Origin of the sequence: Bradyrhizobium sp. SZCCHNRI3043 (genome assembly GCF_032377735.1) — a bacterium.
Taxonomy (GTDB): domain Bacteria; phylum Pseudomonadota; class Alphaproteobacteria; order Rhizobiales; family Xanthobacteraceae; genus Bradyrhizobium.
The window spans coordinates 196,170-211,112 of the sequence record NZ_JAUHID010000005.1 but is presented as its reverse complement, the minus strand read 5'-3'; the positions used below and the strand labels follow the sequence as shown (position 1 = coordinate 211,112).

General features: G+C 63.9%; 14 protein-coding genes and 1 tRNA gene. 8 read left to right on the top strand and 7 right to left on the bottom strand.

The annotated features are described in order from the left end of the window. Positions 1-14: 14 nt before the first annotated feature. The gene (locus QX124_RS13945; protein WP_315797445.1) at positions 15-1,757 is read left to right on the top strand and encodes a methanol/ethanol family PQQ-dependent dehydrogenase; all 1,743 of its coding nucleotides are present in this window, start codon (positions 15-17) and stop codon (positions 1,755-1,757) included. A 120-nt stretch (positions 1,758-1,877) separates the two neighbouring features. Here the strand turns inward: QX124_RS13945 and QX124_RS13940 are convergent, their stop codons facing one another. The 6 genes from QX124_RS13940 to QX124_RS13915 form a co-directional block, all read right to left on the bottom strand. Next, positions 1,878-2,057, bottom strand: a complete 180-nt coding sequence (locus tag QX124_RS13940) for a hypothetical protein (RefSeq protein WP_315711867.1) — start codon at positions 2,055-2,057, stop codon at positions 1,878-1,880. 364 nt (positions 2,058-2,421) lie between these two features. Continuing rightward, entirely contained in the window at positions 2,422-2,826 is a 405-nt protein-coding gene (locus tag QX124_RS13935; protein ID WP_315797444.1) for a response regulator, read from the bottom strand. After that, positions 2,804-3,268: a response regulator gene (locus QX124_RS13930; protein WP_315797443.1), complete on the bottom strand. Its 465-nt coding sequence runs from the start codon at positions 3,266-3,268 to the stop codon at positions 2,804-2,806. Before QX124_RS13930 ends, QX124_RS13935 begins: the two co-directional genes overlap by 23 nt. 215 nt (positions 3,269-3,483) lie before the next feature. Next, complete coding sequence (locus QX124_RS13925; RefSeq protein ID WP_315797442.1) at positions 3,484-4,329, bottom strand: EamA family transporter; 846 nt, start codon at positions 4,327-4,329, stop codon at positions 3,484-3,486. Between the two features lie 15 nt (positions 4,330-4,344). Further along, entirely contained in the window at positions 4,345-5,067 is a 723-nt protein-coding gene (locus tag QX124_RS13920) for an NUDIX domain-containing protein (RefSeq protein ID WP_315738032.1), read from the bottom strand. Beyond that, positions 5,034-5,108: transfer RNA gene (locus QX124_RS13915), tRNA-Asn, on the bottom strand. The genes QX124_RS13920 and QX124_RS13915 overlap by 34 nt, the downstream gene beginning before the upstream one ends. Positions 5,109-5,365: 257 nt before the next feature. On the opposite strand from QX124_RS13915, the gene QX124_RS13910 reads away from it, so the two are divergent. From QX124_RS13910 to QX124_RS13890, 5 genes are all read left to right on the top strand, one after another. Then, a complete protein-coding gene (locus QX124_RS13910) occupies positions 5,366-5,551 on the top strand; it encodes a hypothetical protein (RefSeq protein ID WP_315774806.1) in 186 nt (61 codons plus the stop codon). A gap of 132 nt (positions 5,552-5,683) precedes the next feature. Next, on the top strand, positions 5,684-6,349 hold the full coding sequence (locus tag QX124_RS13905) for a protein-L-isoaspartate O-methyltransferase (RefSeq protein WP_315738030.1): 666 nt from the start codon (positions 5,684-5,686) through the stop codon (positions 6,347-6,349). A 282-nt stretch (positions 6,350-6,631) separates the two neighbouring features. Continuing rightward, positions 6,632-8,017: a TolC family outer membrane protein gene (locus QX124_RS13900; protein ID WP_315797441.1), complete on the top strand. Its 1,386-nt coding sequence runs from the start codon at positions 6,632-6,634 to the stop codon at positions 8,015-8,017. A gap of 379 nt (positions 8,018-8,396) precedes the next feature. Next, on the top strand, positions 8,397-9,143 hold the full coding sequence (locus QX124_RS13895; RefSeq protein WP_315797440.1) for a DUF2497 domain-containing protein: 747 nt from the start codon (positions 8,397-8,399) through the stop codon (positions 9,141-9,143). Positions 9,144-9,452: 309 nt separating this feature from the next. Further along, entirely contained in the window at positions 9,453-12,317 is a 2,865-nt protein-coding gene (locus QX124_RS13890; RefSeq protein ID WP_315797439.1) for a valine--tRNA ligase, read from the top strand. A 108-nt stretch (positions 12,318-12,425) separates the two neighbouring features. Here QX124_RS13890 and QX124_RS13885 read toward each other — a convergent pair whose 3' ends face one another. Beyond that, complete coding sequence (locus QX124_RS13885) at positions 12,426-13,049, bottom strand: DNA-3-methyladenine glycosylase (RefSeq protein WP_315779987.1); 624 nt, start codon at positions 13,047-13,049, stop codon at positions 12,426-12,428. 135 nt (positions 13,050-13,184) lie between these two features. On the opposite strand from QX124_RS13885, the gene lipA reads away from it, so the two are divergent. Further along, positions 13,185-14,144 (top strand): lipoyl synthase, encoded by a 960-nt coding sequence (gene lipA / locus QX124_RS13880; protein WP_315738025.1) that lies wholly within the window; start codon positions 13,185-13,187, stop codon positions 14,142-14,144. A 10-nt stretch (positions 14,145-14,154) separates the two neighbouring features. Then, positions 14,155-14,628 (top strand): type II toxin-antitoxin system RatA family toxin, encoded by a 474-nt coding sequence (locus QX124_RS13875; protein ID WP_315738024.1) that lies wholly within the window; start codon positions 14,155-14,157, stop codon positions 14,626-14,628. Positions 14,629-14,943: the final 315 nt, after the last annotated feature.

The window sequence follows — 14,943 nt, the reverse complement described above, 5'->3', positions numbered from 1 at the left end:
GGGGAGGTTTGTCCATGTCCATCACGTCCACCGCGATCAAGCAATGGCTGCTATCGAGCACCGTGGCGTTCACCTGTCTCGCCGCACCTGTAGCCGTGGCCGGCCCCATCGACAACTACAGTCCTGTCACGCCCGCACGGCTCGAAAATCCCGAGCCAGGCAATTGGATGCTCTATCGTCGGACCTATGATGGCCAAGGCTATAGTCCGCTCGACCAGATCAACACCACGAACGTCAAGGACATGGTGCCGGTCTGGACCTTTGCCACCGGCGTCGTCGAAGGGCACGAGGCGCCGCCTCTGGTCAACAACGGCGTCATGTTCATCACGACGCCGATGGGGCAGGTGATCGCGCTGAACGCAAAGACCGGCGACCAGTACTGGCGCTACAAGCGCGAGCTCCCCGAGGATCTGTTCCAGCTGCATCCGACCAATCGCGGCGTCGGCCTCTGGCAGGACAAGCTCTACCTCGCCACGACGGACGATCATCTGGTCGCGCTCGACGCCCAAACCGGCAAGGTGCTTTGGGACAAGAAGGTCCAGGACTACAAGAAGGGACAATATCTCACGCTGATGCCGCTCATCGTCGACGGCAAGGTGATGGTCGGCGGCTCCGGCGGCGAGTTCGGCGTCCGCGGTTATGTTGCCGCTTATGACGCCGAGGACGGCAAGGAGCTCTGGCGCACCTTCACGATTCCAGCCGAAGGCGAGGCCGGGCATGACACCTGGAGCGGCGACGACTGGAAGAACGGCGGCGGGTCCGCCTGGATGACAGGCACCTACGACAAGGACACCCAGACGGTGTATTGGGGCGTCGGCAACGCCGCGCCCTGGCCGGGGGGCTTGCACCCCGGCGACAATCTCTACACCAGCTCGGTGATCGCGCTGGATCCTGCGACCGGAAAGGTCAAGACACATTTCCAGTATCACCAGAACGACTCGTGGGACTGGGATGAGGTCGACGCACCGATGCTGGTCGACCTGCAGCGCGACGGCCGCAGCTTCAAGAGCCTGATCCATCCCGGACGCGACGCCATCTTTTGGGTGCTCGAGCGCACGCCGGAGCGCATCAACTACGTCAACGGCTGGAACTTCGTCCACACCGATGTCTGGAAGGGGATCGAGCCCGAGACGGGACGGCCGATCGTCGATCCCGCGCACAAGCCGACGCTCGGCAAGCGGGTGGACTTCTGTCCCTCGTTGTGGGGCGGCAAGGACTGGCCGTCCGCGGCCTACAGCCAGAAGACGCGCTTCGTCTACGTGCCGGCGAACGAGAATTTCTGCGGCGGCTTCACCGGGGAAAAGCTGTCGCTCGTTCCCGGCCAGCTCTGGCTCGGCACCAAGGCCGAGGACATCGGGCTCACGGTGCGGCCCGGTGCCGACCATTTCGGGGAGCTGCAGGCCTGGGATCCCGCGACAGGCAAGAAGGTCTGGTCGCACAATTTCCCGAAATCCCAGCTGTTCGGGTCTGTGACCGCGACGGCGGGCGATCTCGTCCTGGTCGGCGGCACCAATGACCGGATGTTCCGGGCTTTCCATGCCAACACCGGCGAGCTGCTGTGGGAGCAGAAGACGAATTCGGGCATCATGGGCATGCCGGTCGCCTATGAGGTCGATGGCACCCAGTACATCGCCGTGCAGTCCGGCTGGGGCGTCGACGCGCAGCGCATCCAGGATGCGCTCTCGAAAGGCAACATCGGTCTCGAAGACAACGTCCCGCAAGGCGGCGTCGTCTGGGTGTTCGCAGTCAGGAAGTAGCGCCGGTGATCTGAATGGCGGCGGCCTCGGCCGTCGCCATTCCAGGAAACGAAGACCGCAGTAGTGTTCCGGCCAAGACGTGCCGATCGCCTGGCCTGCATGGCGACAGAAGATCGCGCGTCAGCAGGCCGCGAACCAGCCGTCTGGAAACGGGATCAGCGGCCAGGCGCCCTGGTTGTCGTTGGCTGCCGTGGGGAAATGCAGGATCGAAAACAAGCGGGCCATGGAATCGGTCTCGGTCTCGGGCGCAATAGCCGTTCTCACAACGTCCATCAACAACTCGTATTCGGCTTCGCTCATCTTGCCCTCGCGCAAACTGCGAGCCACGATGGCAAAATTCCACTTTGTTCAAATTGAGCGGATCGCTCAAATTCTAACGATCGGGCGCAAAGGACCTAATCGTTACCGGTGCCCGTTGTTCCAAAAGGTAGCGCGGTCCGCGCTGTTCCGGTGTGAACAGGCTCACACCCCTCGAGACTTCTCGTCTTCCCTTGACCCGTCTCCCTGAGCGCCAGGTGATGTCGTACAGCGACGACGAGCCGGTCTGCAGCCGACCGTGAGCAAGAGATCGACGCGCCTGCCGCGAGTCGCAGGCTGCTTCTCCGGCAAAGGTCGAAGAGGCGATCGGCTCCCGGCTCGACGCGTGCGACCGAATCGCTGGCGGTCAGACCGCGACGGCGAGAGGTTCGGTGTCCTGCGCCAGAATGTCACGCATCAGCTGCGACAGGTCTTTCGGCTTGAACGGCTTCGCCAAACGATGAAGGCCGACCACTCTGGCGGAGGGGCCGAGCAAATCAGCCGTGCCGCGTCCTGATTCCAGCACCATGCCCGACATCATCACGATCGGCATCGTGGGCCGAGCCGCGCGTGCAGCCCGGATCACGTCGTTGCCGTCCATGTCGGCCAAGTTGAGATCGATCAGAGCCGCGGCGAAGTCACCGCGGGTCACCGCATCCATCGCCAGCCGACCGTCGGTGACGGCAGTGACCGCGTAGCCCTCGCGAACCAGAAGGTGCTGGATGACACAGCAAACACCGACTTCGTCATCAACGACCAGGATGTTCATCATGAGGCCTTCCTGACAGATGTGAGCGAGGAGCCACGTGCCGCGCCTCGGTCAGAAGTCGTTGACGCACCTCGATCGAACGATCGACCGCTTCGAGCAGATCGCGGATGTCGAACGGCTTCTGCAACGCAGCCGTCGCTCCGAGCTTGATTGCCATACCGAGGAAGTCCGGAGCGCCCTGTTTCTTGTCGGTGAATGCGTAGCCGGAGATCGCGATGAACGGCACCGTGGGATCGATCTTGATGAGCTCACGAATGGTTGCGATCCCATCCATACCCGGCATGAACATGTCGATCACGACGGCATCGAAGGACACGCTGCCGATCAATCGAATGCCGGTCGGACCGTCCGGCGCGAGAAACACGCAGAACCGCTTCTTCTTCAATGATGCTTCCAGCGCAGCGCGCGTAGCATAGTCATCGTCAATAATGAGGACAGTAGGCATGGGCCACCTCAGTATCAGCGGGACTGAAGGACTCTCACGCTACAAGGACAATGGGTTGAAGCTCGAAAATGACAAAGTGGTTAACACTGAATTAGTTGTTACGATTCTGCAACGAGGAGTTTTACGGAACTTCCCGGCCGCGGGCCGGCGTATGTTGAAGCGACGAAGATGGAACCATGCTTTCCGGACCAATCGCTTCGGCAGTTTGGAGAAGCTCAGCCCGGCTTGAGCAAGGCGATGGCGACCAGCCCGGCTGCGATCAGTGCGGCGCAGCAGAGCCGCCGCGGCGTCGCATGCTCCTTCAAGAACAGCACGCCGATCAGCGTCGCAAACAAGACGCTGCATTCGCGGAAGGCCACCACATTGGCGATCGGATTGCGGCTCAAGGCCCAAAGGAATACCACGAATGACGCCAGCCCCAGGGTTCCTGCGATCAGCACCGGAATCCAGGCGTCGCGGATCTCCCACACCAGCGCAGGCCCTCGCAGCATCATCGCGACGAGGAAGAACGCGACACTGTCGAGCACGATCATCCAGACCGTGAACGAAGCCCAGCCTTCGATCTGCCGGGTGCCTGCCGCATCGACGACCGAATAGCCCGCGACCAGTGCGGCGGCGCAAATCGCAGCCCAGAACGCACGGCGATCGACGGGACCGTGGATGCGGTCGCGCGCCAGGCCGGTGATGCCGAGGACGATGACGGCAATCCCGATCAACTGCCCGCTCCGTGGCGGTTGCTGTAGACCCAGCGAGGCAAACAGCGTTGCGAACAGCGGAACGGCGCCGCGCGCGATCGGGTAGGAGCGTCCAAGCTCGGCCGAGCGGTAGGCCGTTGCGAGGCTCGCCTTGTAGCCTGCGTGCAAGACGAGCGAAGCGACGATGAGCGGCCAAGTCGAGGGGGCCGGAACGGGAACGAGAAACATGAAGGGCAGGATCAGGATGCTGCTCACCAGCCCCATGCCAGCCAGGAGAGAGAGGCTGCTGCCGGTCTTGACGATGGCATGCCAAGTCGCGTGAAGCAGACCGGCCATCAGCATGAGGCTTGCGGCGACAGGATCCAACGTCTTGTGTCCGGATCAGCTCTCGGGCCGCCAGCTCGCGGCAGCGAAGTAGGGGACGGGGTCGTGCTGGAGCGCCTGCCGCGAGATGATTCGGCTCGATGGCGACACCGCGAGCTGTTCCCATTCCGCGCGATCGACAAATCGCAGGCTCGCCATCTCCTCGCCGTCGGGCGCAAGCGCGCCGCCTTCGATGACGGCCTCGAACGCGATGACCGTATAGTAGGTCAGATCACCGTTGGGATAGCGGATGAGGAACTCCGGGCCGCCGAACACCCCGAGCAGACGTTTTGGCCGGACCACCAGTCCGGTCTCCTCGAAGCATTCGCGGGTGGCCGCGTCGGCTGGGTGCTCATTCGGATCGATGGCGCCGCCAGGCAACGTCCAGAGGCCCGTCTCCGCGTCGCGTCCGAGTAGAATGCGTCCTTGGTCGTCGAACACGGAGATGGAAACTGCCGTGGTCGCCAACAGATCATGGCCGATCTTGCTGCGGACGGCTCTCAGATGATCGGAAATCGGCATCGCTGGTCGCCACTTGCAAGAGATCCGTCCCGCTTGCCCGACGCCCCATGCGCCGTCAAGGCGGACAGCCACGCCGCCCAGCCAGATGACGGTCAGGAGGCGCGCGTTCGCCGCGAATCGGCGGGTGCCCAGCGTCACAAGAAAGAGGGAATGTGAGGATAAAGAACCATTCGGCTTGGCCAGAATGGCTCCCCGGGCTGGATTCGAACCAGCGACCATTCGATTAACAGTCGAATGCTCTACCGCTGAGCTACCGAGGAACAGGCGAAGCAATGTTCGCGAATGCGGCTGCGTATAACAAAGCCGTTTCGCCTTGCATAGAACGAAATCGCATCTTTGCGACGATTGCGGGTTCAGGAATAAAATACCGAAGTTTCAGATGGTTAGATTGATTTTGAACGCTTGCTGGGCAGCGGTCGCCCACAGTTCGATGACAGGAAATTCACTTGGAGGGGAGCAAACCGGCCCCGATAGTTTGCTGGAACCGGCCAGTGCCCGCGGTCATGGAGTGTCGTAGATGCCAAACACCGTCATCCCATTCGCTGAAGCAGTCTCCGCGCCCTCGTTGATTCCCGACCAGGTCGAGCGTCTCAGCGACGACGAATGCCTCACGCGGCTGGCCGACATGGTGACGCGCGGTGATTCCGAACATATTGACGAGATCGTGCAGTTGCTCGGACGACTCGCCGTGGTGATCGAGTAGCCGGCGACCGCCCTCGCAGACGCGGCTTCCCAGCGGATCCGTTCAAACCCGCATGTTGCCTTTTCGGGGACCTTGTACCAAAAGATTGCGCAGATCGTCTGCGGTCCATCCACTTTGCTTGCAGGTCTGCTCATGTCTTCATTCGCGACGGCGCGCCAGAAAATGGTCGATGGTCAGGTTCGGACCAGCGACGTCACCGATCACCGCGTGCTGGATGCGTTGTTGACCGTGCCGCGGGAAGCCTACGTTCCCGCAGATCGGCAGGCGCTGGCCTATCTCGACTTGGATCTCGACGTCTCCGAATCCGCTTCCGCCAAGCGGTATCTGATCAAGCCGATGCTGACCGGAAAGCTGCTGCAGGCTGCCGAGATCAAGCCGACCGACAACGTGCTGGTGGTTGGATGTGCGACGGGCTATCTCGCCGCGCTGACCGCCCGACTCGCGGGCAGCGTGACGGCGACCGAGGTCGATTCTGCGGTCGAAGGGCGCGCCAAGCAGCTGCTTGCCGCCGTCGATGGCTGCCCGGTCACGATTCGGGTCGCGCCGGCCGCGCAGGGTGATCCGGCGGACGGCCGCTTCGACGTGATTCTCCTCAATGGGGCCACCGAGGTCCCTGTCGACGGTCTTTGCCGTCAATTGAAGGAGGGCGGCCGCCTGGTCGGTGTCTTCGCCACCGTACGTCCCGCCCGCGCCATGATCTTTACGCGATCGCATGGTGATATCGGCAGCAGGGTCCTGTTCGATGCCGCGGCACCGGTCATTCCCGGTCTCGAACAGCTCCCGGAATTCGTGTTTTAAATCGCCCAACGAAGTTCTTCGCGGCTTCTCTGAACTGGCGGGCCATCCCGTGGCGAGCAGGGTTTGCTGCGTCGTTTTCGCGCCCTCTGGCGGGCGAAATTCTGTTTTAAATCAGAAGTGTGGCCCGGATGCTGCACGTTGACAGTTTTCGGCACAGGTTCCAGGCTTGGGTAGTTCCGTTGCGCATGCATGGGGAATAAGGTGCGAGGTGCGCGGGAGTCTCTTCAACAGGTTACGGCCCGGCTCTGGCGTTCGAGCCGGTAACAAATGAATGGAACAGGGATGTTTGGGGTGAAGCTCGTCACTGCAGCGGCGGCTGCGGTCCTCGTGATGGCTTGTGCGGGCCCGGCGCCAGCGCTGGCCGACACGATCGAGGCTGCGCTGGTGCGCGCCTATCAGAACAATCCTCAGCTCAATGCCCAGCGCGCCTTTGTTCGCGCGACCGACGAAGGTGTCCCCCAGGCGCTCTCGGGGTATCGGCCGAAAGTAAATCTGTCGGCGACGGGCGGGGTGTCGTACACGGATCTGCAGGCTGCTCCCGGTGCCCCCGCTGCCAACGGCCTGCAGCGGCCGCGCAGTGTCGGTTTGACGGTGAACCAGACTCTCTACAACGGTCAGCAGACGGCCAATGGTGTCCGGAAGGCTGAAGCAAGTGTCTCTGGTGAGCGGGAAGGTCTGCGCGTTCTGGAGCAGAACGTGCTGTTGTCGGCGGCCACCATCTACATGGACTACCTGCGCGATGCGGCGATCGTCGAGGTTCAGCGCAGCAATACACGGGTGCTGGAGCAGACGCTCAAACAGACGCGCGACCGCTTCAATGTCGGCGAAGTCACCCGCACGGACGTTGCGCAGTCCGAGGCGCAGCTGGCGGCAGGCCGCACGCAGCAGCTCACGGCCGAAGCGAATCTGACTGCGACACGGTCGAATTTCCGACGCATCATCGGCAGCGAGCCCGTCAATCTCATGCCGGGCTCGCCTGTTGATCGGTACTTGCCACCGACGCTTCAGCAAGCGATCGAGACGGCTTTGACCCAAAGCCCGAGCGTGACGTCCGCGATGTACGGCATCGACGTTCAATTCCTGCTGCTGAAAATCAACGAAGGTGCTTTGCTGCCGACCGTCACGCTTCAGGCCTCGGCGTCCGAATCGTACGAAACGTCGGTTCAGGCCTATAAGACGTTCAATGCCGGTGCGACGGCAACGCTGAACGTGCCGATCTTTCAGGGTGGCGGCGAATATGCATTGATCCGGCAGTCGAAGGAGACGCTGGCTCAACGGCGTCTTACCCTTGAGCAGACGCGCGATCAGGCTCGCTCCGACGTAGTATCTGCCTGGGGCAAGCTGCTTGCGGGCAAGGCACAGGTGCAGTCGGCACAGGCCCAGGTCTCAGCCTCCGAGATCGCCCTCAATGGTGTCCGCGAAGAGGCCAAGGCCGGGCAGCGCACCACCCTCGACGTGCTCAACGCTCAGCAGGCGCTGGTCAACGCGCGGAATTCGCTGGTGAACGCCCAGCATGACCGCGTGGTGGCATCCTATACGGTGCTTCAGACCGTGGGGCGGCTGTCACCGCAGGTGCTGAACCTGCCGACCACCACCTACGATCCCAGCGTGCACTACCAGCAGGTCCGGGATAACTGGGCAGGTGTACGGACGCCGGATGGTCGTTAGTACATTCTTAATATCGACCCTGATCCCTCGGTCCTTGGCCGGGGGATTTTTTTGTGGCACATGCTGTGGTTGTGACGAATGGGCGACGCTTGACGGGCGACCTCCGTGCTCCACCGGGTTCGCGGCCAGCGTTGCTTGCATTCATTTGTTGCCATGACATAGCCTCAAAATGGCCGCCGAACGATTCGGACTGCGTCGGAAGTTCTTCCAAGAATAGACTCCGACATGGGCAGTATCGTTCTGTTGTTTTGCATCGATCAGGCCTTGTCCGGAGACAAGTTGGCATGTCCGTTGAGAAGTCCAAGCCACTTGGGGCCGGCGCCCGGGACTTTTGCGCTGAGCCGGTTCGTACGGCAGCGTTGCTGATTTGGAGTCGGAAATGACGCAGCCTGCGAAGGTCCAAGAACCCTCCATGGAGGAGATTCTGGCGTCGATCCGGCGTATCATTGCCGACGACGAGGGTAAGCCGCCGGCGGCAGACAAGGCCGCAGCGCCGGAGCCGGTCAAGGCCGAGAAGCCGGCGGCCCCGGCAGCGAAGTCGGCGATGAACGACATCCCACCTTCGAAGATCGCCGCTGCGGCTCCCGCCAAGCCCGCACCGCCGCCGCCAGCGCCTGCGGCCGCCGCGAGCAACAACCAGGACGACATTGACGCATTGCTGGCGGGTTTGGATGAAACGACTCCGGTCGCAGAGGTTCGGCCGGTAGCACCCGAGCCCGATCCCGAACCTGAAGTACTCGAGTTGACGGACGACATGGCAGTGGCCCCACCGACTCCCGCTCCAGCGCCAGCCCCCGCCGCGGCATCCTTCCGAAAGGTGGATCCGCGGGACGATATCGAGTTCATCGAGGCCGGGCGGCTCAATCAGAAGGCTGCCAGCTTCGAGTCCGCGTTCGAGCAAGTCACGCCGAAGCAGCCGATCCTGGCCCCATCGACGGTGAACGCCGTCGAATCGGCGTTCAACGCGCTGGCCAATACGGTGCTGAGCAACAACGCCCGGACGCTTGAGGACCTCGTCAAGGAGATGCTGCGTCCGATGCTGAAATCGTGGCTGGATGACAATCTTCCGGCCCTGGTGGAGCGCATCGTCAAGGCGGAGATCGAGCGCGTCTCGCGCGGCCGCTGACGCCAAGACGGCACGATCTCCCGTTCCGTTCTGGAGTGAGCCGCGGCAGGCGGTAGACGCTATCCGTCAATGTTCGCCGCTGCTGTTGACTTGGCGCGCCGCGGCGGCTTTCTAGCCCTGTCAAGCTGATCCCTGCCGGACGGATCGAGAGGGCTCTTCCGGGAGCGCGGTCCGCGGTCGGACATCAGTCCGAAAACAGCCCAAGCACCAACAGCTTGCGCGAGCTTTTTCAGGTCGTGTCACAAAAGGCCCGGACGAGTTCCGCGACATCCCGAATTGGACAGCCGGCCCCGCGCCGCTGGAAATGCCATGATCGATAAGAATTATCAGCCCACCGATCTCGAAGGTCGCATGTCCCTGGTCTGGGAGGATGCCCGCGCGTTCTCCGCCGGTCGCCCCGATCGGCGCAATGCGGATCCCTTCACCATCGTGATCCCGCCGCCGAACGTGACCGGCTCGCTGCACATGGGGCACGCGCTCAACAACACGCTGCAGGACATCCTGTGCCGTTTCGAGCGCATGCGCGGCCGCGACGTGCTGTGGCAGCCGGGCACCGACCATGCGGGCATCGCGACCCAGATGGTGGTCGAGCGTCAGCTGATGGAGCGCCAGCAGCCCGGCCGCCGCGAGATGGGCCGCGAAAAGTTCCTCGCGCGCGTCTGGCAGTGGAAGGACGAGAGCGGCGGCACCATCATCAACCAGCTCAAGCGCCTAGGCGCCTCCTGCGACTGGGGCCGCGAGCGCTTCACCATGGACGAGGGCCTGTCCAAGGCCGTCGTGAAGGTGTTCGTCGAGCTGCACCGCGCCGGCCTGATCTACAAGGACAAACGGCTGGTCAACTGGGACCCGAAGCTCCTGACCGCGATCTCCGACCTCGAGGTGCAGCAGATCGAGGTCAAGGGCAATCTCTGGTACCTGCGCTATCCGATCGAGGGCACGACGTTCAGCCCCGAGGATCCCACGAGCTTCATCGTGGTCGCCACCACGCGTCCCGAGACCATGCTCGGCGACAGCGCGGTCGCGGTGCATCCGGACGACGAACGCTATCAGCATCTCGTCGGCAAGCGCGTGATCCTGCCGCTGGTCGGGCGTGAGATCCCGATCGTCGCCGATACCTATTCCGATCCTGAGAAGGGCACCGGCGCGGTCAAGATCACGCCGGCGCACGACTTCAACGACTTCGAGGTCGGCCGCCGCCACGGCCTGCCGCAGATCAGCATTCTCGATCGCGAAGGCTGCATCGCGCTGGTCGACAACGAGGACTATCTGCGCGGCTTGCCTGAGGGCTCCGAGGAGTTTGCCAGGGAGTTCCACGGCATCGAGCGTTTTGCTGCGCGCAAGAAGATCCTGGAGCGGCTGGAGTCCTTCGGCTTCCTCGAGCGCGTCGAGCCGAACACGCACATGGTGCCGCATGGCGACCGCTCCGGTGTCGTCATCGAGCCGTACCTCACGGACCAGTGGTACGTCGACGCAAAGACCCTGGCGCAGCCGGCGATCGCAGCCGTCAGGTCGGGCGCGACGACGTTCGTGCCACGCAACTGGGAGAAGACCTATTTCGACTGGATGGAGAACATCCAGCCGTGGTGCATCTCGCGCCAGCTGTGGTGGGGCCACCAGATCCCGGCCTGGTACGGGCCCGACGGCAAGGTGTTCGTCGCCGAGACCGAGGAAGAGGCGGTGTCCAACGCACTCGGCTACTACGTCGAGCAGGAGGTCATCACGGCGGAGCAGGGCCGCGAGATGGCGCTCGACCGCAACAAGCGCGACGGCTTCATCACACGTGACGAGGACGTGCTCGACACCTGGTTCTCCTCGGCGCTGTGGCCGTTCTCGACGCTCGGCTGGCCCGACGCCACGCCGGAGGTGAAGCGCTACTACCCGACCAACGTGCTGGTCACCGGCTTCGACATCATCTTCTTCTGGGTCGCCCGCATGATGATGATGGGCATCCATTTCATGAAGGAGGTGCCGTTCTCGACCGTCTACATCCATGCGCTCGTCCGCGACGAGAAGGGCGCCAAGATGTCGAAGTCGAAAGGCAACGTCATCGATCCGCTCGCGCTGATCGACGAGCACGGCGCCGATGCGCTGCGCTTCACGCTGGCCGCGATGGCGGCGCAGGGCCGCGACATCAAGCTGTCGACCCAGCGCGTCGACGGCTACCGCAAGTTCGCCAACAAGCTCTGGAACGCGAGCCGCTTCGCCGAGATGAACGGCTGCACCGTGCCGGACGGCTTCGATCCGGCCGCTGCGAAGGAGACGCTGAACCGCTGGATCGCCCACGAGGCCGCCGCCGCGACGCGCGAGGTCACCGAGGCGCTGGAGGCGTATCGCTTCAACGACGCGGCCAATGCGATCTACCGCTTCGTCTGGGATGTCTATTGCGACTGGTATGTCGAGCTCTCCAAGCCGACGTTGCTCGGCGAGGACGGCCCGGCCAAAGCCGAGACCCGTGCCATGGTCGCCTGGGCGCGCGACGAGATCCTCAAGCTCCTGCATCCCTTCATGCCCTTCATCACCGAGGCGCTGTGGGAGTCGACCGCCAAGCGCGACAGTCTGCTGACCCTGTCGCCCTGGCCGCACCGCACCGACCGGCCGACGGTCGCCGAGATCGCCGCGCTGTCGGCCGCCAGCTTCGGCGATCCCCTGGTGCCGCCGATGCTGGTGTCGTTCGACGCCGCCAGCTTCAAGGACGAGGCCGCCGAGGCCGAGATCGGCTGGGTGGTCGATCTCGTTACCGCGATCCGCTCGGTCCGCGCCGAGATGAACATCCCGCCGGCGACTCTGATGCCGCTCGCGCTCGTCGCAGCCTCCGCCGAGACGAGGGAGCGCGCGCCGCGCTGGAGCGAGGTGATCAAGCGCCTTGCGCGTCTCTCCGACATCTCCTTCGCCGATACGGCGCCCGAAGGCTCCGCCCAGCTCGTCGTGCGCGGCGAGGTCGCGGCGCTGCCGCTCAAGGGCGTGGTCGATCTCGCCGCCGAGCGCACCCGCCTGGGCAAGGAGATCGCCAAGGCCGAGGCCGACATCGAGCGCGTCGACAAGAAGCTCGGCAACGAGAAGTTCGTCGCCAACGCGCCCGAGGAACTCGTCGAGGAGGAGAAGGAGAAGCGCGAGGCGGCACTGGCCCGCAAGGCCAAGCTTCAAGACGCGTTGTCGCGGCTTCAGGGCGCGTGATGTAGTTCTCTCTCCTTCGCCATTCCGGGGCGATGCGAAGCATCGAACCCGGAATCTCGAGATTCCGGGTCTGGTCCCTTGGGCCATCCCGGAATGACTGCCATGGGCTTAGCGCGCGAACGGCTTGCTCAAAAACCGCGAGCCCTTCAGTCCGAACCGCCAGGGCAGCTCGACGGCCTTGGTGATGCCGATGCGGACGCCGGTGACGACCTCTACATCCTCAGGCCGGGCGAACAGCTCGATCGGTAGAGCATCCAGCGCCAGGCCATTATGCGCGATCGTGATCCCCATCGCCTCGGTCAGCTTGCCCGGCCCCGAGCACAGTGTCCTGACATCCTCCAGCCCGCGCCGCTGCCGCATCTCGTCGATCCCGAACGTCGGCTCGATCGCCCGGATCAGGACCGCGCTCGCCGAGCCCTCCACCTCGCAGACGAAGTTCACGCACCAGTGAATGCCGTAGGAGCGGTAGACATAGGCGAAGCCGGGCGGACCAAACATCACCTGGTTGCGCGGCGTCGGGCCGCGGAACGAATGCGCCGCCGGGTCGGTGTGATGATAGGCCTCGACCTCGACGATGGTTCCGCCGACGCCGTCGACCAGAAAGGTCGCCCCGATCAGCTCCGGCGCCACCGCGAGCACCTCGCGGGCGAAGAACGCCCGCGTCAGCCGTTTGGCCGCGCCATGCCGCCGGGGCCGTGAAACCCCGGGGGCTTTTGCCGGTTTTTGCGCCATTCTTGAGGAAATCCGCCGTGATGAGCGCTGTTCCGCGCTGCCCATATCTGCCATGCCCTGGTATCGTCGGCCAGCCGGTTGCGGCGCGCCGCGGCACGGAATAGCTAGGGCGCAACAGAGGTTTGTGCGAATCCCATGGTCACCATCGTCGACACGCTCTCGAACACGCCGCTGCGCCCGCGCCACCCCGAAAAAGCGAACCGGCCGGACTCGATCTCGCCGGCCAAGCCTGCCTGGATCCGGGTCAAGGCGCCGACCACCCGCGGCTATGCCGACACCCGCAACATCGTGCGCGAGAACGGCCTCGTCACCGTCTGCGAGGAGGCCGGCTGCCCGAACATCGGCGAGTGCTGGGACAAGAAGCACGCCACCTTCATGATCATGGGCGACACCTGCACGCGGGCCTGCGCCTTCTGCAACGTCAAGACCGGCCTTCCCGCCGCGCTCGACGCCGGTGAGCCCGAGCATGTCGCGGAAGCGACCTTCAAGCTCGGCCTGGCCCATGTCGTCGTCACCTCCGTCGACCGCGACGATCTCGCCGACGGCGGAGCCGGCCATATCGCCGCGACCATCCGTGCCATCCGCGCGAAATGTCCGACCACCACGATCGAGGTGCTGACCCCGGACTTCCTGCGCAAGGACGGCGCGCTGGAGCAGGTCGTCGCGGCCAAGCCCGACGTCTTCAACCACAATCTCGAGACCGTGCCGTCGCGCTACCTCTCGGTCCGTCCCGGCGCGCGCTACTTTCACTCGATCCGGCTGCTGCAGCGGGTCAAGGAGATCGATCCGACCATCTTCACCAAGTCCGGCATCATGGTCGGCCTGGGCGAGGAGCGCCACGAGGTGCTGCAGGTGATGGACGACCTGCGCTCGGCGGAGGTCGATTTCCTCACCATCGGCCAGTATCTGCAGCCGACCAGGAAGCACCACGCCGTGATGCGCTTCGTCACGCCGGAGGAATTCTCCGGCTACGAGACCGTCGCCTATACCAAGGGCTTCCTGATGGTGTCGGCGAGCCCGCTCACGCGCTCCTCGCACCATGCCGGCGAGGACTTCGCCAAGCTGAAGGCCGCGCGCGAAGCGATCGCGCGCTGATCGAGACCAGATGCCGAGATTTTCCAACAAGCGCCGCGTCGCGCATACGGCCGAGCAGATGTTCGACCTCGTCGCCGATGTCGAGCGCTATCCCGAATTCGTGCCGCTGTGCGAGAAGCTGGTGGTGCGCCAGCGTAGCCAGAAGCCCGATGGCACCGAGGTCGTCGTCGCCGACATGACGGTGTCGTTCAAGCTGGTGAAGGAGACCTTCACCAGCCGGGTTACGCTGGATCGGGCCAAGCGCAACATCCTGGTCGAATATGTCAGCGGGCCGTTCTCCAGCCTGGAGAACCGCTGGAGCTTTGAGCCGCGCGAGCAGGGCGCCTGCGAGGTGACGTTCTTCATCGCCTACGAGTTCAAGAGCCGCATGCTGGCGATGCTGATGGGCTCGATGTTCGACACCATCTTCGCGCGCATGTCGGCGGCGTTCGAAAAGCGCGCGGATGCGATCTACGGCCGCAAGCCGGCGGTGTCGTCGACGTAAGTCCTTGCCAATCCCTGCCGATGGTAGACCACGGCCGGCGCCCCAACCTCAGCTGTCATCCCCGCGAAGGCGGGGATCCATGGCCACAGGATGCGGTGTGGCTGCACCCGCGAAGTTCCAGTCTCGTCTCACCATAGCCGCCGCGGAGTATGGGTCCCGGGTCGGCGCCTCCGCGACGCTCTGGCTTGCCCGGGACGACAGCGTGAGGACGCTCCTCGTCATCTCACCCCGCGCGTTCCGAGTGCGAAGCCCGAGCGCTTTCCTTCCTATCCACGTCTTCAAACAGCTGCTCCGCGACATCGTCGCGGAGTCGTT